This is a genomic window from Duganella sp. CF458 (genome assembly GCF_900113115.1).
Taxonomy (GTDB): domain Bacteria; phylum Pseudomonadota; class Gammaproteobacteria; order Burkholderiales; family Burkholderiaceae_D; genus Rugamonas.
This window is the reverse complement of the sequence record NZ_FOOF01000017.1, coordinates 42,659-63,623: the sequence shown is the minus strand read 5'-3', so window position 1 is coordinate 63,623 and position 20,965 is coordinate 42,659. Positions and strand designations below refer to the sequence as shown.

Here is a 20,965-nt window from a genome sequence, read left to right as displayed (position 1 = left end):
GCTATCCGCGCGCGAACTTACTATTCGCTTGAGCAACCATTTGAGAAAGTGGTGGCCAGGGCTTTTCAGCGTTGGGTTCGCGAGCCTCGTATTCGGCGCGAAGCGGTCGACTCGGCACATTTTCATGCCGTGCGATTCCCTGATCGTCCAATACTCCGGCAATCACAGTTCCGCCCTCAAATTTGATCTTGTATTTCACTCCGGCCATTGGATCACCGTCCATATCACGATAACTTAAGGCTATGTAGTTATCCACCCTCGTGAGATTTGTTGGTAGCACCTGCAATTCTGCAGGTTTTGACGCGGCACTTTGAAAATCATGCTTGGCGGACTTGACCGTGAAGTTGCCCGGGCAGGCGAAGGTGATGTTTCCGTCTTCCAGCACAATCGACGACTGGCCGGCGTGCAGCACAATCTTCTTGTTGGCCTTGATCTCAATGCCGTCGTTGACCGACATGATCACGACTTCCTTGTCGGCCAGGATTTCCAGTTCGCCGGTATTGGCTTGCAGCGAGACGTCGCCATTGCCTGCGATGGCCTTGATGCCGCCTTCGCGTGTGAACAGGGTGGCGGCGTTGGCGGCCACGCTGGAATAGGTCTGGCCGGCCGTCAGGTGCAGGTCGGAGCCGCTGGTCCAGTGCAGTTGCTCGCCTGCGAACAGCAGGGTGGAGGCGGGCGTGGCGAAGTTGATGCTGTCGACGCTGTCGATCACGGTGACGGCGCTGCCGAAGCGTTCCACCGGCTTGGCGGAATCGAGGTCGCGGGCGCCTTCTTGCGCACGCTGGGCGGCCTGGCCGTTGACGGCGCCGCTATATTTGCCGTCCTGCTTCGGGTCGAGCTGCTTGAGCATGTCCTGCTGTGCCTTGATGGCGTCTGCGCTGTACAGGGCGTGTTGTTGGGCGGCGGGCTTGGCCAGGCTGTCGGCCAGCTTCTGGCTGGCGCGCAGGCGTTCGATCGCGTCGTCGGCTTCGAGCTGGGTCGAGCTGATGCCGCTGCCTTGCGCGCCGCGGCGGCTGGTTGTCAGCAGCAGACCTTCGCCCGAGCGCAGCACTGCCCAGGCGTCGGTGCGCAGTTCGAAGCCGGTGCCGCGATGCGCGCCGCGCGTGGCGGAATCGGGCGCCTGGTGCACGATGTGGCCGAGGTTTAACTGGCTGGCCGCCGTGCTGCTGGCAAGGCGCATGCGCAGTTGCTGGCTGGTGTCGTCCAGCACCCATTGGTTGTAACCACCGCCGTCGAGGGCGTGGCTATGGATGCCGGAAATGACGCCGGCGTGGTTGGCGCTCGAGTCAATGCCGGCCGAGAAAGGCGGGCGGTCGCTGCCGGTATAGAGCTGGGCCACCACGATTGGGCGGTCGATATCGCCTTCGATAAAATCGACCAGCACTTCAGTGCCGATGCGTGGCGTGAACTGGCTGCCAAAGTTCGGGCCAGCCAGTGCTTCGGAGACGCGCACCCAGGTGCCGGAGCTGTCGTCGCCGGGCGCATTGCCCTCCTTGTCCGTATTGTGGTTGGCACCGCCCGCATTGGCGCCAGGGCCGCGCTGCCATGGGAACTGGATGCGGATTTGCTGGCCGCGCTGCGTGGTGTTGGCTGCATTCGGCAAGCCGACCACCAGTGCAGTTTGCGCACCGAGTGCCGCGCCGTGCACGCGCAGGGCGGTGGCGGGCGGCACCAGCGGCACGGCGGAGCGCACGCAGGAGAAACGGTTGCGGTAGGTGCCGGGCGCGACGCCGGGGCCGGCTTTCAGCGACGACGTGAAGTTGTTGCGGGCGTCGTGTTCGACCCACAGCGTGGTGAATTCATCGCCGTCGAAACGTTCATGGCCGGTCAGCGCGAAATTGCTGCCGGCGGCCAGGCGGCGGGCCGAGCCTTCGCCGGTAAATTGTTTGTTCGCCAGCTCGGCCGCCTGCAGCATCAGCAGGCTATGGCCGTCTGCGGCGCCGCTATTGGTGTAGCTGCGTTCTTCGCTGCCGTCGTAGATCGACATCGAAGGCAGTTCGCCGGCGTCGAGATTGCTGGTTTGTTCTGCGGCTGGTGCCGATACCTGCGCCGGGTCCCAGCTTGCGATGCTGATGGCGTTGGGCGCGATGGCGCGGCGTGCGGAGAACTGGTCGATCGAGTCGTCGCGTTCCGTGGCGCGCACGCCGTGGAAGCGCAGGGCCTGCACGGCGGGGCGGGCAGCCTGGCTGTCGAAGATCACGACGCGGTGGCGCGACTGGCCGTCTTGCGTGGCTTGCTCTTCCTGATCGTGTTCAAAGCGCCAGTTCAAGCCTTCGGAAGCCAGGATGCGGCACAGGAATTCGAAATCGCTCTCGCGGTATTGCGTGGTGGTGGCGCGCGGCGCCAGCTCTTGCGTGGCATCGAAATCGAGCCGCACTTGCGTGTAATCGGCCAGCAGCTCCTGCACGATGTCGCGTACCGATTTGTCCTGGAAGATGTAGTTGTCGCGGCGCAGGCGCAGTAAGGCCAGCGCAGGCTCCAGGCGCAGGCGGTAGCGCGCCACGCCGCCATCGGTGCCAAGCCAGCTGGCTCGCGTGCACAGGCCGTGCCAGGAACGGTGGCTGCCATCGGGCTGCAATAGGCGGATGGTAAGTTCTTCGCCGATGAATTGGCCGAGCTCCAGGCTGGAGGACGTGCTGAGCGCATCGATGTCGAAGCAGAACAGCTCATTCACGCCTTCGCGGCCGACGCAGCGCTCCGCCATCAGGCTTTCCGGCAAGCCGGATTCCTGGGCGCTGGAGAGCGCCAACAGGCGGCCGTGCTGGGCCAGGCCTGTCCCAAACAGCGACCGCATTACGGCAAGGTGATGGTGACGTGGGCTTGGCGCGGCGCCATGCGCACCACATCGTTATAGGAACTCACTTGTTGCGCCGTATGGCTGGAAAGCGAAGTGCGCAGGCCGATATACGCCAGCGCGGAAATCAGTGCGAACACGGAGCACAGCACCCACAGTGGCAGGTCGCTGCGCAGCTTGTGCATGACCTGGTCGGGACGTTCGGCGTGCGGGGCGAAGCCGGGACGGCGACCCTTCATGTGGGCGATCTCGTCGCCCAGGCGGCTGGTCAGGTAGCCCAGCTTTTCCGAACCTTCCAGGATGTAGCGGCCCTGGAAGCCCAGCAGCAGGCACATATGGAACACTTCCAGCGCTTCCACGTGCTCGCTGCTGCGCGTGCGCAGCGCCTCCAGGCGATTGAAGAAGTTTTCACCGGCGAGCTGGTCGCCGAACAGGGTCAGTTGCAGCGGTTTCAGTTCCCACGCGTCGCGAATCGAGAAATGGGAGCGCAGGATGATCTCGTCGACGGCGGCGCAGAACGCATATTTGGCGGCATCGACGTCGTCGGCGGAGACGTTCTTCTTGCGCGCATTGCGGCCGAAGTCGTCCAGGAAGCGCGCCATGCGCGACTGGAATTCGGCGTGGTCCTGCGGGGCACTGCCGTTCTTCAGCATGAACAGGGCGTAGAAGCCGTCGTACATCATGTCCAGCAGGGTGGCGTTGGAGGCCGGTGCGGCAATTGGTTCGGCGATAAGTGAAGGTGGGGCGATGGTGTTCATGTTCTGCTCTGGTTCAGGAGTTCACAGCAATCAATTCAAGGCGCAATTCGCGCATGCCGGCTGGGGCATAGATTTCGATGGACTGGGCCTGCAGCATGCGCTCGTACAGCGGGCCTTTGGAGTCCAGCGTGAAGTAGCAGGTATCCGGGCGTACCGGCACCGCGGCCGGAACCTGCGGCGCGTGTGCCAGGCGCACGCCCGGCATGGCCGACAGCACCAGCTTTTCCACGTCGTCCGGCGCGCCCACCTTGAAGCGCAGCGGCACCACCTCCACCAGTTCGACGGCCGGCATTTCGGCGCCGACGGCGAGGTAGAAGGTGGTGTCTTCGCTGATCTTGCCGGAATCGAGCATGCCGCGGTGGTGGGCCGGTTTCGGCTGCGACAAGGCGATGGCGAAGTAGCGCGAGGAAATCACGGTATCCAGCAATTCGCGCACGATCATGTAGAGCTGCGAGAACGCGGGGCCGGGGTCGTCGTGGCGGTACGGCGGCAGGTCGGACAGCGACCAGCTGCGCGAATACGTCATCAGCGCGCCGGCCAGCGACAGCAGTTGTTCGTACAGGCGCTCCGGATGCAGCTCGGGGTTATGGTAGTAGTGCGACAGCGATGCGAACGCGGTGCTGGCGGTATGCAGCAGCCAGAAAGTTGACATGTCGCCGCTGCGGAATTCGATCACGTTGCGGCTTGGTTCGCGGTGGTGTCCGTACAGCGCGTTGACTTTGGCTTGCAGCGCGTCGAGCAGGCGGCGCAGCTGCAGGTACAAGGGCTGCGCGGTGCGGATGGTCAGGCTTGGCGGCACGAAGCCGGGGTCGAGCTCGAAGCCGCCGGTGGACAGGCGGCGCAGGCGCAGCAGCGGCAGGCATACATAGCCTTCGCGCGGTTCCGCGTCCGACATCAGGCGCAGCGATTTTTTCAGGTAGGCCAGTTCGGCTTGCGCAGCTTGCGTGTACAGGTCGGGCGTGTCGGCATTGCTTTGCGAGAAGCGGGCGCCGTTCGACGGCTGGCCGGCTTGCGCGAAATTGCCGCCGAAGTGCTTGAACACGGGCAGGGCGGCGTACCAGGTCACGCTGTGCTGCGATTGCGCGAGCTGGCCCAGGTCGATTGCTTCCGGCAGGTTGTCGTGGCCCGGCGCTTCAATCAACTCCCCATCCGGCAATACCAACGACAGATCGAGCAGGCGCAATGTGTTATGCGCCAGGGCTTCCATGTCGATCGCGAGGCGATCCACGCCCCACGCGTAAGGGTGGACGGCCTTTACGCTGCGATGCAAACGGTGCTCGTGATAGCGGTCCTGTTGCTGGAAATGCTGGGGGCGCAGAAATAAACCTTCCCCCCATAACACCTTGCTGGCCATCTATGATCCTTCTGATAATTGTTTTCTGGTAAGTGCCAGAACAATAACACCTCCGTGGAAAGCCCGTATTAAAAGGCTCAATCGTGCGCGGGGGTGTGAATATTGGTGAGATTCAATTGTGCGTAGGTAATATTTTTTTTCTGCTAACGTTCGTCGCACGCAACTATTGTAAAAAAGCTATTTGTCCGTTCGATGAGGTTAGTTATGAAAAAAATCACTGTTGTCTCCCGTATTTTGTGCATCGCAGCAATCGCTGCCACCCTGTCTGCTTGCCAGACCACGAGCCCCAAGGTCGCCGCTCCGGTAAAGCCGAAGCTGGAAGACATGCTGGCCCGGGCTACCGAAGCCAAGGTGGCCGGTAAACAAGAGCAGGCCATCACCCTGTGGAAGGAAACTGCCACGGCATACCCTGCCGACAAATCGCCATGGGTGAACATCGCCCAGTCCCGCTATGACGCAGGGCAATATGGCGAAGCGATCGTCAGCGCCCAGGAAATCCTGGTGCGCGATCCGTCCGACCAGCTGGCCAACAGCATCATTGCGATTTCCGGCCTGCGCCTGTCCACCCGCGCCCTGGGTGACCTGAGCCGCCAGAACAACCTGTCCGGTTCCATCCGTACCGAATCCCAAGACCTGGCCAAGCTGCTGCGCGAGAGCCTGGGCGAGACCGTGCTGGTGCCGAATGCCGATAAAAAGCCGCAGGCCCGCAGCAGCAATTCCGCCGCGAATGCCGCCGCCAATGCTGTGCGCAGCAGGGCCCAGGCAGTCAAACCACCTGCATCGACCCCTAGCGCCGACCCATTCGGCGCACTGAAATAACCACCAAGTCCAAAGAAGGAGAAGCCATGTCCAAAAACGAAAGCGTCCAGAAGCGCCTGCAGAAAATCCGTCCGCCACGGGTCCAGATGACCTATGACGTGGAGATCGGCGACGCAATCGAAAACAAGGAACTGCCCTTTGTGATGGGTGTTGTCGGCGATTTCGGCGGCAATTCCGAGGTGGAGAAGAAGCGCCTGAAGGATCGCAGCTTCGTCAACATCGACCGCGACAACTTCGACGAAGTGATGAAGGGCGTGGAACCGCGCGCCGCCTTCCGCGTGCCGAATGAGCTGGGCGGCGAAGGCCAGTTCGGCGTCGACCTCAAATTCAAGGCCATTTCGGACTTCCGTCCGGAGTCGGTGGTGGAACAGGTGGAACCGCTGCGCCAACTGCTGGAAGCGCGCAACAAGCTGGCCGACCTGCGCAACAAGCTGGCCGGCAACGACAAGCTGGAAGATTTGCTGAACGACGTGCTGCGCAGCACCGAGAAGCTGGCCGAACTGGGCCAGAAGACCGAAAAAGGAGAATGAGATGTCGGCCCAACTGAACGCCGGCGGTGCACTGGCCACCGCTGAAGTCAACCTGCTCGACCAGATCGTCGAGCAAAGTAAGGTCGCCAAATCGACCACCGAGCACGCCCGTGCCAAGGACATCATCGCCGAACTGGCGCAGCAAGTCATGGCTGGCACCGTGGTGGTGTCGGACAACCTGGCCGCCACCATCGACGCCCGCGTGGCGGAACTGGACCGCCTGATCTCCTCGCAGCTGTCGGTCATCATGCATGCGCCGGAATTCCAGAAGCTGGAAAGCAGCTGGACCGGCCTGCATTACCTGGTAAAGAACAGTGCCACCAGCACCGGCCTGAAGATCAAGATGCTGAACGCGACCAAGCGGGAACTGGTCAAGGATTTCCAGGGCGCCCTGGAATTCGACCAGAGCTCGATGTTCAAGAAGGTCTACGAAGAGGAGTTCGGCACCTTCGGCGGTGCGCCGTTCGGTGCCTTGCTGGGCGATTTCGAGATCACCCGCCAGCCGGAAGACATGTACTTCATCGAGCAGATGTCGCACGTGGCGGCTGCCGCCCATGCGCCTTTCATCAGCTCCGCTTCGCCCGAGCTGTTCGGCCTGGAGACCTACTCCGACCTGGGCAAGCCGCGCGACCTGTCGAAGGTCTTCGACACCGTGGAATACGCCAAGTGGAAGTCGTTCCGCGAGTCCGAGGATTCGCGCTACGTCGGCCTGACCCTGCCGCGCTTCCTGGGTCGCCTGCCGTTCAATCCGGCCGACGGCGCCACCGTAGAAGGCTTCAACTACGTGGAAGACGTGGACGGTACCGATCACGAGAAATACCTGTGGTGTAACGCAGCCTACGCCTTCGGCGTGCGCCTGACCCGTGCCTTCGAGGACTTCGGCTGGTGCGCGGCCATCCGCGGCGTGGAAGGCGGCGGCCTGGTGGAAGACCTGCCGACCCACACCTTCAAGACCGACGAAGGCGAAGTCGCGCTGAAATGCCCGACCGAAATCGCCATTACCGACCGCCGCGAGAAGGAGCTGAGCGACCTTGGCTTCATCTCGCTGGTGCATTGCAAGAATACAGACTACGCGGCCTTCTTCGGCGCGCAGTCCGCGCAGAAAGCGCGCAAGTACAACACCGACGCTGCCAACGCCAACGCCGTGCTGTCGGCCCAGCTGCAGTACATCTTCGCCGTGTCGCGCATTGCCCATTACATGAAGGCCATGATGCGCGACAAGATCGGCAGCTTCGCCGCTGCCGCCAACGTCGAGGATTACCTGAACCGCTGGCTGACCCAGTACGTGCTGTTGGACGATAACGCCAGCCAGGAGCAAAAAGCGCAGTTCCCACTGCGTGAAGCTAACGTGCAAGTGTCTGAAGTGCCTGGCCGTCCAGGCGTGTATCGCGCTGTGTCCTTCCTGCGTCCCCACTTCCAGCTCGACGAGCTGTCCGTCTCACTCCGTCTGGTCGCGGAGCTGCCGCAATCGACCAAGTCTTAATTTTTATTTTTCAACACAGAAAGGAATACCATGGCAATCGACGTTTACCTGCAAATCGACGGCATCAAAGGCGAGTCCACCGATACCGCCCACAAGGATTGGATCGAAGTCAAATCCGTCCAGTGGGAAGTGCTGCAGCCAAAGTCGGCCACCGCATCTACTGGCGGCGGCCACACCGCGGAGCGCACCGAGCACCGCGATATCGTTGTTTCCAAACTGGCCGACCTGGCTTCGCCGCTGCTGCTGCAGAATTGCTCCTCGGGCAAAACCCTGCCAAAAGCGAAAATCGAATTCATGCGTGCTGACGGCCAGGGCGACCGCGTCAAGTACTTCGAAATCGAACTGGAAAACGTGCTGATCTCCAGCGTGGCTCCAGAAGTCAAGCAGGGCGACATCCTGGGCGAAGACGTCTCGCTGAAATACTCCAAAGTCAAGTGGAAGTACACCCAGCAGAAAGTCAACGGCGGCACCGGTGGCAACACCTCGGGCGGCTGGGACCTGTCGTCCAACAAAGTAGCTTAAGCGGGGACTGAATGACGGTAAGGGGATTTGCACCGGGGCTGATGGACCGGTTGCTCCAGCCAGGTGACGGCTCCGGCAGTGCGGCCGTCTACCGGATGTCGCTCGACGAGATGAAGGATTCCGTCGCGCGCGACCTGGAAGCATTGCTGAATACCCGCACCGTCATCCCTGAGCATCTGCTCAAACGCTTTCCGGAGTGCGGTCGCTCCATCGTCAGCTATGGGCTGAATGATTTCGCAGGCATGTCGCTGGCGAGCCCGGACGACCGCGCCGCCATTTGCCAGGGGCTGGAACGTGCCATCGCAAGGCATGAACCGCGCCTGCGCAATGTACGGGCTTCACTTGAAATGCAAGAGGGTGGCATCGACCGCCTGAATTTCGCCATTACGGCGTTGCTGGTGCTGCACGCAGCACAGGAACCGGTCAACTTCGACGCGGTCCTGACACCATCCAGCCTGCAATACACGATTAGCAAGGCACGCCGCGCGCTGCCGGGAGCTTGATTTGGAAGAGTTACTGCCGTACTACGAGCGCGAACTGGGATTCCTGCGGCGCTATGCGCGCGAATTCGCCGAGCGCTATCCCAAGATTGCCGGCCGCCTGCTGATTGGCGGCGAGGTGTGCGAAGACCCGCATATCGAACGCATGATCCAGTCCTTCGCGCTGCTGAATTCGCGCGTGTCGAAGCGCCTGGACGACGATTACCCCGAATTTACCGAAGCACTGTTCGAAGTGCTTTATCCGCACTACCTGCGCCCGTTTCCATCCTGCTCGATCGCACGCATGGACTACGCCTCTACCGCCGCCCAGTTGACGGCGGCCAGCGAGATCGCGCGCGGGACGGTGCTCAACACGCGCCCCGTGAACGGCGTCGCCTGTACTTTCCGCACCTCCTATCCGGTGACGGTGGCGCCGCTGGAATTGAGCCGGGCCTCGTTCACGGCAGCGCTGGCGCCGCCGGAAGCGGTGCAGCTGCCGCCAGGGGCCGGTGCCGGGCTGGCGATCACGATCGATTCATTGTCCGAGCAGATCGGACTGCCGGCCATGGAGGTGTCCAGCCTGCGCGTCTTCATCGACGGCGAGCCTTCGTTCTGCGCCGCGCTGCGCGATGCGCTGTTCATGCGCAGCGCCAAGGCCTGGGTGGAGTGCGACGGCAACGGCCGCTGGCTGCCGCTGGCGCGCATTCCAGTCGCCGCCGCCGGTTTTGAAGAGGAAGACGCGCTGATCGACTTTTCGGCGCGCTCGCACCAGGCTTACCGCCTGCTGACCGAATATTTCTGCTTCCCCGAGAAGTTCAATTTCTTCGACATCGACCTGGCGGCGCTGTGCGCCATGCTGCCGATCGGCACCAAGCGCCTGACCTTGCATATCGCCATGACCGGCCTGCGCCCCGATTCGCACGTCGCGCGCATGCTGTCCACGCTGTCGACCAACAACCTGCTGCTGGGCTGCACGCCGGTGGTCAACCTGTTCCGCCAGCGGGGCGAGCCGATCCGCATTTCGCATACCGCTGCCAGCTATCCGGTGCTGGCCGATGCGCGCCGCGCCTATGCCTACGAGGTGTATGCGATCGATGCGGTGCGCATGGTGCGCCAGACGCCGCAGGGCGAATCGATCGTGGAATTCCGGCCGTTCTACTCGCTGCGCCACGGCGAAACGCCGGAAAAGCACGGCCATTACTGGGTCATGCGGCGCGACGAACAGATGGCGCACAAGAGCCCCGGCTATGAAACCGAGATCACCATCGTCGACATCGATTTCGATCCGGCGGCGGTCGAAACCGACACCCTGAGCCTGCAACTGAGCTGCACCAACCGCGACCTGCCGGCATCGCTGGCCTACGGCCTGCGCGGCGGCGACCTGTTCCTCGAAGGCGGCTCCAGCGTGCGCAGCATCAGCTTCCTGCGCAAGCCGACGCCTTCCCAGCGCTTCGAGCGCGGGCACGGCGCGCATTGGCGCCTGGTGTCGCACCTGTCGCTGAATCATTTGTCGCTGTCCGGCGGCGGCCTGGAAGCGTTCCAGGAAATGCTGGGACTCTACGACCTGCCGCGCTCGGCCTCCACCCAGCGCCAGATCCGCGGGCTGGCGTCGGTTGAATACAAGCCGGCCAACGCCTGGCTGGCGGGGAATCCGTTCGCCTGCGTGGTGCGCGGCATGGAAGTGCGGTTGACAATCGATGAAGAGGCATTCGTCGGCAGCGGCATCCATGCCTTCGCCCAGGTGATCGAACGTTTCCTGGGACTGTACGTGCATGCCAACAGCTTTACGCAACTGGTCGTCGTGGCCGAGAGGACTGGGGAGGAGCTGTTGCGATGCACACCGCGAAGCGGCGATTTGAGCCTGCTGTAATCGAGCGCCTGTTCGCCGAGCCGTTCCGTTTCCAGTTTTTCCAGGCGGTGCGGATGGTGGAGCTATGGCTGCGCCGCAACGGCGTTGCGCAGGAGGGCGCGGTGGCGAACTTCATGCGCTTCCAGAACTCGGTGACGTTGCGCTTCCCGGCCAGCCAGCTCGAGTCGCTGCACCCCGAACCGCGCGAAATCCTGCCGACCGCACCGGCCTTGGCCGATGCCTTGCAGAGCAAGCAGCTGCGCTACCTGCGCATGACGCCCAATTTCATGGGCTTCCTGGGCAGCTCCGGCGCCTTGCCTTCCCATTACACGGAATCCATCGCTGCGCACCAGTTGTACGCCAAGGATGAAGGGCCGCGCGCTTTCCTCGACGCGTTTTCGACACGTTCGCTGTCGCTGTTTTACGAGGCGTGGCGCAAGTACCGGCTGGAACTCAAATACCAGGTCGACGGGCAGGACCGGTTCCTGCCGCTGCTGCTGGCGTTGGGCGGGCTTGGCAACAAGGGACTGACGCAAAGGCTGTCAGGCCGCGACTCCCGTGCCACCGGCGAGGTGCGCGACGAGACGTTGGCCTACTTTGCCACGGCACTGCGCCAGCGCCCGGCTTCGGCGTCGACCATGGCGCGCGTGCTGGGCGAATACTTCCGCGTGGACATCACCGCCACCCAGTTTGTCGGCTGCTGGTGCACCGTGCCGGCGTTACAGCAGAGCGTGCTGGGCGGCGTGCAGGCGCAGTTGGGCGCCACCGCCATGATCGGTTCGCGCGTCTGGCAGCGCGACTTGCGCATGCGCCTGACCATCGGCCCGCTGCGGCGCGCCGATTTCGACGCTTTCCTGCCAGGCGGTACGGCGGCACGTGCGCTGGAAAAGCTGCTGTCGATGTTCACCGGCGTGACGCTGGAATACGAAATCTGCCTGGTGCTGCGCGCCGAGGACGTCTTCGGCGCGTCGCTTGGCGCCGGTGCGCGGCTGGGCTGGGACAGTTTTATACCGGACGAGGGTGCCAATCAAGACCGCACCGATGTCCGCTACTTCATCCATGGATTAACAATGTGAGGACCGCTCGATGAGCATCAACCTGAAAACCCTGATCGGGAAACTGAACGACACCTGCCGCAATGCGGCCACCCGCGCGGCCAGCATTTGCGTTGGCCTTGGCCAGTATGAAGTGGACCAGGAACACCTGCTGCTGGCATTGCTGGAAAATCCGCGCAGCGACATGGTGGCGCTGGCCCGTCATTTCGAAGTCGACACCAGCCGCCTGCAGGCGGACTTGCAGGCCGAGATTGCGCGCTTCCGCAGCGGCAATGCGCGCACCCCGGTCTTCTCGGCGCGCCTGCCGAAACTGTTCGAACACGCCTGGCTGATCGCCTCGCTCGACCTGCAGGCCGGCCAGCAAGTCTTCATCCGCAGCGGCCACCTGCTGCAGGCCATGCTGACGGATCCGGAGTTGTCGCAGCTCGCCTACCGCAGTTCGGCGTTGTTCCATCGCTTCCAAGCGGACGATATCAAGCACCACCTGGACAAGCTGACCGCCAATTCGGAAGAAGCCGAAGCGGCAGCCGCCACGCGCGCGGCGGTAACGGGCGGCGAGGGCGCCCTGGGCGGCGACCCGGTCGGTGAAATGCAGCAGCCGGCCGGCAAGACGCCGGCACTGGACCAATTCACCACCAACCTGACCGAACGCGCACGCGCCGGCAAGGTGGACCCGGTGATCGGGCGCGATGCGGAAATCCGCCAGGCGATCGATATCCTGATGCGCCGCCGCCAGAACAATCCGATCCTGACCGGCGAGGCCGGCGTCGGCAAGACTGCCGTGGTGGAGGGACTGGCCTTGCGTATCGCGCAGGGCGACGTGCCGGACGTGCTGAAAGGCGTGTCGATCCACACCCTGGACATGGGCCTGCTGCAAGCCGGCGCCAGCGTCAAGGGCGAATTCGAGAACCGCCTGAAGAACGTGATCGACGAAGTGCGCAAGAGCCCGACGCCGATCATCCTGTTCATCGACGAGGCGCATACCATGATCGGCGCCGGCGGCCAGGCCGGCCAGAACGACGCGGCCAACCTGCTCAAGCCGGCGCTGGCGCGCGGCGAGCTGCGTACCATCGCGGCTACCACCTGGGGCGAGTACAAGAAGTACTTCGAGAAGGATGCGGCGCTGGCACGCCGCTTCCAGGTGATCAAGGTTGAAGAACCGAGCGAGGAGCTGGCTTGCGCCATGTTGCGCGGCATGGCTCCCCTGATGGAGCAGCATTTCAACGTGCGTATCTTCGACGAGGCGATCACGGAGGCGGTGCGCCTGTCGCACCGCTATATCATGGGCCGACAGCTGCCGGACAAGGCGATCAGCGTGCTCGATACCGCCTGCGCCAAGGTGGCACTGGGCCAGAGCGCCACCCCGGCACTGATCGAATCGCTGCAGCGCCGCCTGGAACGCATGGCTGCGGAAGCCGGCGCGCTGGAGCGCGAGCTGGCCGGTGGCGGTGCGCATCAAGAACGCCTTCAGGAACTGGCCGACAGCCGCACCGCGGCGCAGGAGGAACTGGCTGCGCTGCAAGCGCGCTGGGAGCAGGAAAAGGCGCTGGCGGCGCAGATCGGCGAGGCGCGCGCCAGCGTCGAGGCGGCAGCGGCCGAACAAGGCGGCGCGGCGAGCCAGGCGCACGACATCCAGGCCCTGCTCAAGGAACTGCGCGCGCTGCAAGGCGAGGCGCCTATGGTGCCGGTGCAGGTGGACGGCAACGTGGTGGCGGAAATCGTCGCCGGCTGGACCGGCATCCCGCTCGGCAAGATGGTGAAGAACGAAATCCAGGCGGTGCTGAAGCTGCGCCCAGCGCTGGAAGAACGCGTGATCGGCCAGCCGTACGCCATCGAAGCGGTGGCGCAGCGCGTGCGCACCGCGCGCGCCAACCTGGACGACCCGAACAAGCCGAAAGGCGTATTCCTGTTTGTCGGTCCATCGGGCATCGGCAAGACCGAAACCGCGCTGGCCCTGGCCGATGCGCTGTACGGCGGCGAGCGCAAGATGGTCACCATCAATATGAGCGAATACCAGGAAGCGCACAGCGTCTCCGGCCTGAAAGGCTCGCCACCGGGCTACGTCGGCTACGGCGAGGGCGGTGTACTGACCGAAGCGGTGCGCCGCAATCCATACAGCGTGGTGCTGCTGGATGAAGTGGAAAAGGCCCATCCGGACGTGCTGGAGCTGTTCTTCCAGGTGTTCGACAAGGGCGTGATGGATGACGCGGAAGGCCGCGAGATCGACTTCCGCAACACCATCATCATCCTGACCTCCAACGTCGGCTCGGCAACCATGATGCAGGCTTGCCTGAACAAGGAAGCGGAAGAGATGCCGTCGCCGGAAGAGCTGGAAGCGGCGATCCGCCCGCAACTGGTGAAGGCGTTCAAGCCGGCCTTCCTGGGCCGCCTGAAAGTGGTGCCGTACTATCCGCTGGGCGACGACGTCCTGGCCAGCATCATCACCCTGAAGCTGGACCGCATCGGCCGGCGCGTGGCGGCCAACCACAAGGCGACCTTCCATTACGACGATACGCTGGTGGAAGCCGTGCTGGCGCGTTGCACCGAAGTCGATTCCGGCGCCCGCAATGTGGACAATATCCTGAATGGCACGCTGCTGCCTGAGGTGGCGGAAGCGGTGCTGGCGAAGATGGCGGAGGGAAGTGCGATCGGCCGCATCGAAGTCGCGGCCGACCAGCAGGGGAATTTCAGCTACAGCGTAGTCTGATCAGTTGGACGGGGGGATGCCCAGCATCTCCTCGATATGCTGCAGCGAGTTGGAGTCTTTCACCACGCTGCGCAGCCAGGTGTGCAGGTCCTGTTCGCCCGCATCGGCAGCCTTGTCCGCGAAGTACGAGACAGGGCTGTGCGGTTCGGTGCGGCGGAAGAAGCTGGCGATCTCGCGCAATTGCGAGATGGCCTGGGCGCGCGAGACGACCGGGCCGCTGGCCTGCGGCACGACGCCAGCCATAGGCTGCGCAATGATGATCTGCTCACCTGCCGGCGCCACGCCGAGCGGCGTGCCGACCGTAGCCGGCAATGCCGCATGCGACGGCATCGCATCGATCATGGCCTGCACCGCATCGCGTGCTGCCGCAAAACCCGGGCTGTCATTGCCCAGGAATTCGTCGGACACCTGTTCCAGTTCTTTCAAGGCATCCATGCAATAGCGCGCATCGGTCGCGAACTGTTCGCGGAAGCGCGGCGAATTGCGCGAACGCGCGGTTTCCATATCGGCCAGCTTCGGCCAGTCCGGATTGCGGGCGTGGTCCGGCAGGCTGGCCTGCTTGCGCGCCATATCGAAGTCGATGGCGGAGAAGGCGGTGCCCTGGCCTTCGGTCAACGGCATTTCACGCAGCAGGGCAGGGGTGCGGCCCAGCAGCCAGGCCAGGTTGCCGACGCGCTGCTCCATATCGTCGCCATCGGGCTCCGGATACAGGCCGTTGTTCCAGAATTCGCGGATCAGGCCAGCCAGCAGGCGGAACGACTCGCCCAGGCCTTGCATGCGGTGCTGCTTGGCCGCAGCTTCCGCCAGCCAGACCGCTATCCGCAAGTCCTTGCTCTTTTCGCCCAGCAAGGCGCTGCAGCGCTTCACGACAAACGACCAGTCGGCCTCTTTCAGTTCCGTAACCCACTCGCCCTGTTCCAGCGAAGGGTCGTCAAAACGGCGCGCCTGGGCGATGGCGTCGAAGTCGCTGGAAAAGGACAGGTCGTTGCCGGCCGGTTGTGCCGGCGAGATCGGCGCCAGCAGGGTTTCTGCGTTAAACATGGTTATCTCCTTGGTTACTGCGCCATGCGGAATTCAATACGGCGGTTGCGTGCACGGCCTTCCACGGTGTCGTTGCTGGCGATCGGTCGATCCGGGCCGGAGCCCGATGCGACCAGGGTTTCGGCAGGAATACCCTTGCCGGCCAGGTAGTTGCGCACCGTTTCGGCGCGCGCCTGCGACAGGTTCTGGTTGCTGGTGCGCAGGCCCACGTTGTCGGTGTGGCCGATGATTTCCACCTTCTGGCCTTTCAGCTTCAGCATGGCCGCGCCCATTTCGTCGAGGATGGTCTTGCCGGTCGGGGTCAGCACGGCCTGGCCGCTTTCGAATTCGACGATACGGTTGGCCAGGGTGCGATCCAGCACGCCCTGGTCCGCCGCCGAGACGCGCAGGCCGTTGGTGACGGTATAGGTAGGATTGAGGCGGGTGGCAAAGTCGCTGGCAATGCGCTGGCGCTGCGCTTCGTTGGCGACTTCACCGCGCACGCTGACGGAAGTGCCGTCGATCTTCAGCTGGCCGCGGCTGACCTGTTTCAGGTCCGGCGTGATCAGCTTTTGCACATAGTCGCCCCAGTTGGCCGGCGTGGTGACCTGGCCCACGGTAATCTGGTCCAGCACCTTGTCGGCGCCATAAACTTCGCGCAGCTTGGCCAATACGGCAGTCTTGCTGGCTTCGTCGGCCACGGTGCCGCTGGCGACAACCTGGCCGGGTACTTGCGCCTGCGCCGCAAAGGCGGCGCACAGCAGGAGGAGGGGAAGGTAACGCATATCAGTTTCCGATAAAGGAAGTACGCAACGAGTCGTGCGCGGATTTCAGGGAAAGTCCGGGATTGGCGAGGTAGGCCGACACCTTCTGTATCGCATAGTCTTCGTTGACCTGGTCCTCGACCCAGTCGACGTTGTCGAAGGCGATGTGGTGGCCTTCGCCGACTTGCGGGTCCATGATGCCCAACAGGGTTTGCGGCGACGCGCCGCTGAAGCCCAGCACCAGCACCGGCTTGTCGTCCAGTCTTGTCACGAACAGCGATAGTTCGAAGTCGGCGCGCGCCAGGAACGGCGTGACCATGTGCATCCAGAATGCCGCCACCAGGTAGCGGTACATCGGGTCGGTGGGCAGCGGCAGCACCAGGCTTTTTTCCAGGCGGCTCGAGCTGCTGGCCATCACCGGCTGCAGCAGGATGCCCAACGCCAGCAATACCTGCCGCACGCTGCCGGTAAAGCCGGCCTGCGCCAGCATGGCGTCAAGGCCACCGACCGTCTGCAGCTCCAGGAAATCGGCAAACGCCGCATCGTAGGCGCTGGCACGGGTATCCAGTTCCACCGTGTTGCCGTTCAAGGCCTGCAGCGGCGCGGCCGCATCCTCCGCGGACAGCACGCCGCCGCTCAGGTTTTCCAGGCGGTTCCACAGGCGCGTCAGCACCAGCGGGCTGTTGGCGGCAAAGGAGGACGGTTCGTCGACGTCGATGCTGCCTGCCATCAGGAAAGGGAAGCGGCGGCTGGACTGGTCGCTGCTGGCCGCGATATGGCCGGCAATGGCCGCGCGCCGGCGCGGGCCGAACAGGGCGAAATGCAGCGGCTGCACAGCGTCGTACGTCAACTTCCAGCGCGCATCTATGCTCAGCATGTCCATCGAGCGCGCCATCCAGTCATCCATCATCTGCAAGACTTTCGGATCGCTGCCGCCTTTTACAAAGTCGGCGCGGCTCGGAATCTTGCCGAAGTAGCCGATAGCAGCAGCGCGACTCATTGCGCACCTCCGGCAGCCGCAATCGCCGGCTCGCCACCGGCGCCGGCCGGTGCAGGGCCGCCGACCACGGCGTCCGGCAGGCGCAGCTTGCGGAAGCCCTGGCTGGCTTGGACCGGCGCTGCGACCGGTGCCGGTGCGGAAGGCAGCAGGCGCAGGTTGGCCGCCACGGTCACGCCGCCGTTGGTCCAGTTCAGCTCAAAGCTGCCATCCGGACGGCGCTTGCGCTGCGCCGCATCAATCATTTTCTTCAAGCCGAAGTGGCCGTTCTCTTCCAGCACCACCACTTTCCTGCCATCCGGCGTGAAAGCGGTAATACGCGAGCCGGGCACGCCTTGCGGGTTAGGCCATACCATCGATACCCACGGCTGTTGCTGGCCTTTCCAGCGCACCGACTGGCCGTCGATTTCGATGGTGTATTCGCTGACGCCGGTCACCGCGACCGTCTGCAGCTCGAAGCGGGTTTGCGCCTCTTCGCTGCTGGCCGCCTGGTTGGCGACGCCGTTGGCGCTGAGCGGCGCGATCCAGCCCGGGAAGGCGGTGGCGACGGCAGGCGACAGGGTAATGCCCATATTGGCCCAGGTCTTGGCGCTCAGCGAGTCGCCGCGGCGTACCACCAGCGGGCCGATTGTCGTGTTGAAGAACTTCGCCACTGCGCCTTCCGGACCGAACACCTGGCCGATTTCGGCATTGCTTGCCTCAAGCTTCGATTCGGTCGCAAACGGGTACTTGGTTTGCAGGTCGCGGCGGAACGGCTCCAGCACCTGGGCCGCCCACACCTTGTTGATCTCGGCTTCGGTCGGCTGCACGATGACCGCGAAGGTTTGCATCAGCGGACGCACCAGCAGCGGACGGATAGCCTGTTTCTGCGGGTCGTTCATGCCGACCAGCATCTGCTCGTCGACGTATTTCAGCGCGTCAGCCAGTTCGGAACCGCTGCCGTCCAGCGTCTGCTGCATCAGCTGCTTGGCACCCGGCCCCGGGTCGCCCTGGTTCTTGATCTGGTTGAAGCGTGCGCGCAGTTTGCCCAGGCTGTCCATATAGCCGCGCATCAGCGACGCATTGTTGTCCTTGACGACCACCAGTTGCGCCACGCCGGAGAACTCGCGGCCGACAGGACCGAGCGGCAGCGGTGCGCCTGGCTGGCCTTGCGGGTTGGCTGGCAGGTTGATGTTCACCTGCGAAGGCTTCTGGCGCAGGATGGTTTCGCGGAACCAGTCGCCAACACCGCGCTGGGCGCGCTGCAGGCCGCTATCCAGCAGGGAAGGATTGTCCCACGAGGTTTCCTGGTACACGGTGGTGACCAGCTTGGAGACCGGCGAAGTCTGCGGGTCGCCCAGGCGGTTCATTGCGGCGGCTGCCGCTTCAAAGCCATTCAGGTCCCGGATCGCCACGCCCTGCAGGAACTTTTGCCATTCCTTAGCATAGTCGTTCTTGTAAAGGTCGACCAGGGCTTTCTGGATCTGCTCAGGACTTCCTTCCAGCGTCAGGTCGTCCTTGGCTGCGGTCTTCAGCACCCAGTCGGCGCTTTGCAGTTCGTGGTTGGCGGCCTCCTTGAAGGCGTCGCGCACATAGCCTTCCCATGCCGCACGGGTGTAGGCGCCGGAAATCGAGTAGCTGCCCAGCACCAGTTCGCGGTCCTGGTCGCCAACGATGCGGGCCACCGTCATGGAAGGGAAGCGGGTCGCGGCACGTGCCTTGACGTCGGCATACACGCGTTCGCGCGCCGGCATGCCGCGCACCACGCCGCGCAGGGTGTTGCGCGACTGGTCAACCAGGGCCAGGCGGTTGTCGACCGTCGGCCAGGATGGATCGTTGATCTCGGACAGGTAGAAGGCGATCAGGCGTTCGGCGCTGCGGATCATCTGCTCGCGCGGCATCGCGCCGCGATTCGATTCCAGCCAAACGCGCCAGAAACGGGTCAACTGGTCGTTCAGGTGGCTGGCTTCGGCGCGCGATTTATCACCCAGCATCAGGTAGGTTTTCAGCGCGTTGTAGGCGTCTTCCACGTTTTCAGGGGAGGCGTCCTTGAACTGTTGCGGCCCTGCCGGCGCGGGTGTTGCCGCAGCAGTCGCGGTCGCGGCCGCCGCACCTGGCGCTGCCGCGCCGGCAGGCGTCGCAGCGGCATTACGCGCCAGCGGTTGCAGGCGCTCCGCATTGGCATTGACTTCGCCGAGGAAGGTCTCCAGCGATTGGCCGACCGGCTTCAGCATCACTTCGCGCACGCCGGCGAAGTATTCCTCGCGCAGCTTGCGTTCCAGGTAGGCGCCCTGGTACAGCCCCAGGCTGACCGACATCGGGCGGTTGTCGCGGAAGCGGTCCAGTTGTTCGATACGGTCCTGCAGGATTTCCAGCGCTTCCAGTCGCGCCGCCAGGTCGGGACGCTGCTTTTGCAGCTTGACTACCTTATCCAGGTCGGCCTGCACATTGGCCACCAACGTGCGATTGCCCATGTAGGACCAGCTCCAGCCGCCCAGCAGCAGGCCGCTCAGCGCCACGGCGCCGAAGAAGGCTGCATAACGCATGCGCACCTTGGCCGGGCTGGCGTACTGCGCCACCAGGTTCTTGTCCGCGAAGATCACGTTGCGGAACAGCTTGAGCAGGAAGTAGCCGTGTTGCTGTTCGCTGCCGTGGTGTTCTTCGCGTTTCAGGCTCAAGTCGAAACGCTGCGCCACGCGGTGCGAAGTGGCGGAAACGCCTTCGCCTTCCTGCAGTGCGCTGGTGAAGTAAAAGCCGCGGAACACAGGCTTGAACTGGAACGGGTTTTCTTCGAACAGGGTCGCGATGAAGGTACGCAGCGGCGCCTTGACCGAGTTGAACTCCAGCGGGAAGGTGAAGACGCCGGACGGCAGGCGTTCGCGCCATTGCAGGGCCATATTGGCCAGGCTCATTTCCTTCAGGCCTTCATACAGCTCATCGAAGCGCGCGTCGAACTGGCGCAGCAAGTCCTCGTTTGGCTGGGCCTTGTTGTAGGGCAGGGTGGCGCCCCATACGCGGTCGCGCTCACCGATTTCGGTATCGTGGAAGAAGTCCGTGAAACCGTTGATCAGGTCGGCCTTGGTGAACACGATATAGACCGGGGCATGCACTTCCAGCTTTTCGGTCAGCTCCTGCACGCGCTGGCGCAGGTTCTTGGCCAGTTCGATCGCGAATTCCGGGCGCTTGCCGGTCAGTTCCGCGATGCTGACGGCGATGATGATGCCGTTGATCGGCGCTTTCTTGCGGTACTTCTTCAGCAGGCCGAGGAAGCCGAACCACTCGGCCCGGTCTTCGTCGTTGACTGCATAGCGGCCGGCGGTATCGAGCAGGATGCCGTCCGTGGTGAAGAACCAGTCGCAATTACGGGTACCGCCCACGCCCTGCACGATGCGGCTGCCGGCCAGCGGGAACTGCAGGCCGGAGTTGGCGATCGCGGTACTCTTGCCGGCGGCCGGGTTGCCAATGATCATATACCAGGGCAGCTCGTACAACGCTGCACTGCCTGAGCGCAGGCCCAGCTTGGACGTCTTGATGGTCTGGATCGCATCGAGCATGCGCTTGCGCAGGGTTTCCGTTTCATGGCGCGGCGCAGGTTCTGCCTTGGCCGGTGCGGCAACGGCCTGTTGTTCCAGCATGCTGCCCAACTGCGTGGCGGCGCGGCGCGCGCGATAGCGGCGCCATGACCAGACCATTATGCCAAGCAGCAGGGCGGCTGCCAGCACGGCAAAGGCCAGGCTGTATGGCAATTCCAGCAGTACCGCCGTCACCAGCAGGAATGCCGCAAAGGCAAGCCAGCCGTAGATAAGGAAGGCGGTGCGCGAGGTCAGGATTTCCCGGATTCTGTGCATCATTATT

The 20,965-nt window shown here is 63.6% G+C and carries 15 protein-coding genes; 8 read left to right on the top strand and 7 right to left on the bottom strand.

Annotated features, from left to right (window positions below):
• Window position 1: 1 nt before the first annotated feature.
• The 3 genes from BM269_RS23400 to tssK are packed head-to-tail and all read right to left on the bottom strand — an operon-like array spanning window position 2 to window position 4,906.
• Complete coding sequence (locus tag BM269_RS23400; protein WP_090442958.1) at window positions 2-2,794, bottom strand: type VI secretion system Vgr family protein; 2,793 nt, start codon at window positions 2,792-2,794, stop codon at window positions 2-4.
• A complete protein-coding gene (gene icmH / locus BM269_RS23395) occupies window positions 2,794-3,552 on the bottom strand; it encodes a type IVB secretion system protein IcmH/DotU (RefSeq protein WP_090442957.1) in 759 nt (252 codons plus the stop codon). Before icmH ends, BM269_RS23400 begins: the two co-directional genes overlap by 1 nt.
• A 13-nt stretch (window positions 3,553-3,565) precedes the next feature.
• Complete coding sequence (gene tssK / locus BM269_RS23390) at window positions 3,566-4,906, bottom strand: type VI secretion system baseplate subunit TssK (protein ID WP_090442955.1); 1,341 nt, start codon at window positions 4,904-4,906, stop codon at window positions 3,566-3,568.
• Window positions 4,907-5,110: 204 nt separating this feature from the next.
• Here tssK and BM269_RS29885 point away from each other — a divergent pair, with 204 nt between their 5' ends.
• Genes BM269_RS29885 through tssH form a run of 8 tightly spaced genes read left to right on the top strand, consistent with a single transcriptional unit; the run spans window position 5,111 to window position 14,350 of the window.
• A complete protein-coding gene (locus BM269_RS29885) occupies window positions 5,111-5,725 on the top strand; it encodes a tetratricopeptide repeat protein (RefSeq protein ID WP_229204773.1) in 615 nt (204 codons plus the stop codon).
• A gap of 26 nt (window positions 5,726-5,751) precedes the next feature.
• Window positions 5,752-6,255 carry a type VI secretion system contractile sheath small subunit gene (tssB, locus tag BM269_RS23380; protein ID WP_090442952.1) on the top strand — a complete coding sequence of 168 codons (504 nt, stop codon included), beginning with the start codon at window positions 5,752-5,754 and terminating at the stop codon, window positions 6,253-6,255.
• Between the two features lies 1 nt (window position 6,256).
• A complete protein-coding gene (gene tssC / locus BM269_RS23375) occupies window positions 6,257-7,738 on the top strand; it encodes a type VI secretion system contractile sheath large subunit (RefSeq protein ID WP_090442950.1) in 1,482 nt (493 codons plus the stop codon).
• A gap of 30 nt (window positions 7,739-7,768) precedes the next feature.
• On the top strand, window positions 7,769-8,260 hold the full coding sequence (locus BM269_RS23370) for an Hcp family type VI secretion system effector (protein ID WP_090442946.1): 492 nt from the start codon (window positions 7,769-7,771) through the stop codon (window positions 8,258-8,260).
• Window positions 8,261-8,301: 41 nt separating this feature from the next.
• The gene (gene tssE / locus BM269_RS23365) at window positions 8,302-8,763 is read left to right on the top strand and encodes a type VI secretion system baseplate subunit TssE (protein ID WP_229204772.1); all 462 of its coding nucleotides are present in this window, start codon (window positions 8,302-8,304) and stop codon (window positions 8,761-8,763) included.
• Window position 8,764: 1 nt separating this feature from the next.
• On the top strand, window positions 8,765-10,609 hold the full coding sequence (tssF, locus tag BM269_RS23360) for a type VI secretion system baseplate subunit TssF (RefSeq protein ID WP_090442942.1): 1,845 nt from the start codon (window positions 8,765-8,767) through the stop codon (window positions 10,607-10,609).
• Window positions 10,573-11,664, top strand: a complete 1,092-nt coding sequence (gene tssG, locus BM269_RS23355) for a type VI secretion system baseplate subunit TssG (RefSeq protein WP_090442939.1) — start codon at window positions 10,573-10,575, stop codon at window positions 11,662-11,664. The genes tssF and tssG overlap by 37 nt, the downstream gene beginning before the upstream one ends.
• A gap of 10 nt (window positions 11,665-11,674) precedes the next feature.
• Window positions 11,675-14,350 (top strand): type VI secretion system ATPase TssH, encoded by a 2,676-nt coding sequence (tssH, locus tag BM269_RS23350; RefSeq protein WP_090442937.1) that lies wholly within the window; start codon window positions 11,675-11,677, stop codon window positions 14,348-14,350.
• Here tssH and tssA read toward each other — a convergent pair whose 3' ends face one another.
• The 4 genes from tssA to tssM are packed head-to-tail and all read right to left on the bottom strand — an operon-like array spanning window position 14,351 to window position 20,958.
• Entirely contained in the window at window positions 14,351-15,391 is a 1,041-nt protein-coding gene (gene tssA / locus BM269_RS23345; protein WP_090442934.1) for a type VI secretion system protein TssA, read from the bottom strand.
• Window positions 15,392-15,405: 14 nt separating this feature from the next.
• Window positions 15,406-16,155 carry an OmpA family protein gene (locus BM269_RS23340; RefSeq protein WP_090442931.1) on the bottom strand — a complete coding sequence of 250 codons (750 nt, stop codon included), beginning with the start codon at window positions 16,153-16,155 and terminating at the stop codon, window positions 15,406-15,408.
• 1 nt (window position 16,156) lies between these two features.
• On the bottom strand, window positions 16,157-17,134 hold the full coding sequence (gene tagF / locus BM269_RS23335; RefSeq protein ID WP_090442928.1) for a type VI secretion system-associated protein TagF: 978 nt from the start codon (window positions 17,132-17,134) through the stop codon (window positions 16,157-16,159).
• Window positions 17,131-20,958 carry a type VI secretion system membrane subunit TssM gene (gene tssM / locus BM269_RS23330; protein WP_090443178.1) on the bottom strand — a complete coding sequence of 1,276 codons (3,828 nt, stop codon included), beginning with the start codon at window positions 20,956-20,958 and terminating at the stop codon, window positions 17,131-17,133. The genes tagF and tssM overlap by 4 nt, the downstream gene beginning before the upstream one ends.
• Window positions 20,959-20,965 lie beyond the last annotated feature (7 nt).

Excerpts from the sequence above, each read along its gene's own strand:
- BM269_RS23400 (WP_090442958.1), bottom strand. The coding sequence starts at position 2,794 with ATGCGGTCGCTGTTTGGGACAGGCCTGGCCCAGCACGGCCGCCTGTTG.
- icmH (WP_090442957.1), bottom strand. The coding sequence starts at position 3,552 with ATGAACACCATCGCCCCACCTTCACTTATCGCCGAACCAATTGCCGCA.
- tssK (WP_090442955.1), bottom strand. The coding sequence starts at position 4,906 with ATGGCCAGCAAGGTGTTATGGGGGGAAGGTTTATTTCTGCGCCCCCAG.
- BM269_RS29885 (WP_229204773.1), top strand. The coding sequence starts at position 5,111 with ATGAAAAAAATCACTGTTGTCTCCCGTATTTTGTGCATCGCAGCAATC.
- tssB (WP_090442952.1), top strand. The coding sequence starts at position 5,752 with ATGTCCAAAAACGAAAGCGTCCAGAAGCGCCTGCAGAAAATCCGTCCG.
- tssC (WP_090442950.1), top strand. The coding sequence starts at position 6,257 with ATGTCGGCCCAACTGAACGCCGGCGGTGCACTGGCCACCGCTGAAGTC.
- BM269_RS23370 (WP_090442946.1), top strand. The coding sequence starts at position 7,769 with ATGGCAATCGACGTTTACCTGCAAATCGACGGCATCAAAGGCGAGTCC.
- tssE (WP_229204772.1), top strand. The coding sequence starts at position 8,302 with ATGGACCGGTTGCTCCAGCCAGGTGACGGCTCCGGCAGTGCGGCCGTC.
- tssG (WP_090442939.1), top strand. The coding sequence starts at position 10,573 with ATGCACACCGCGAAGCGGCGATTTGAGCCTGCTGTAATCGAGCGCCTG.
- tssH (WP_090442937.1), top strand. The coding sequence starts at position 11,675 with ATGAGCATCAACCTGAAAACCCTGATCGGGAAACTGAACGACACCTGC.
- tssA (WP_090442934.1), bottom strand. The coding sequence starts at position 15,391 with ATGTTTAACGCAGAAACCCTGCTGGCGCCGATCTCGCCGGCACAACCG.
- BM269_RS23340 (WP_090442931.1), bottom strand. The coding sequence starts at position 16,155 with ATGCGTTACCTTCCCCTCCTCCTGCTGTGCGCCGCCTTTGCGGCGCAG.
- tagF (WP_090442928.1), bottom strand. The coding sequence starts at position 17,134 with ATGAGTCGCGCTGCTGCTATCGGCTACTTCGGCAAGATTCCGAGCCGC.
- tssM (WP_090443178.1), bottom strand. The coding sequence starts at position 20,958 with ATGCACAGAATCCGGGAAATCCTGACCTCGCGCACCGCCTTCCTTATC.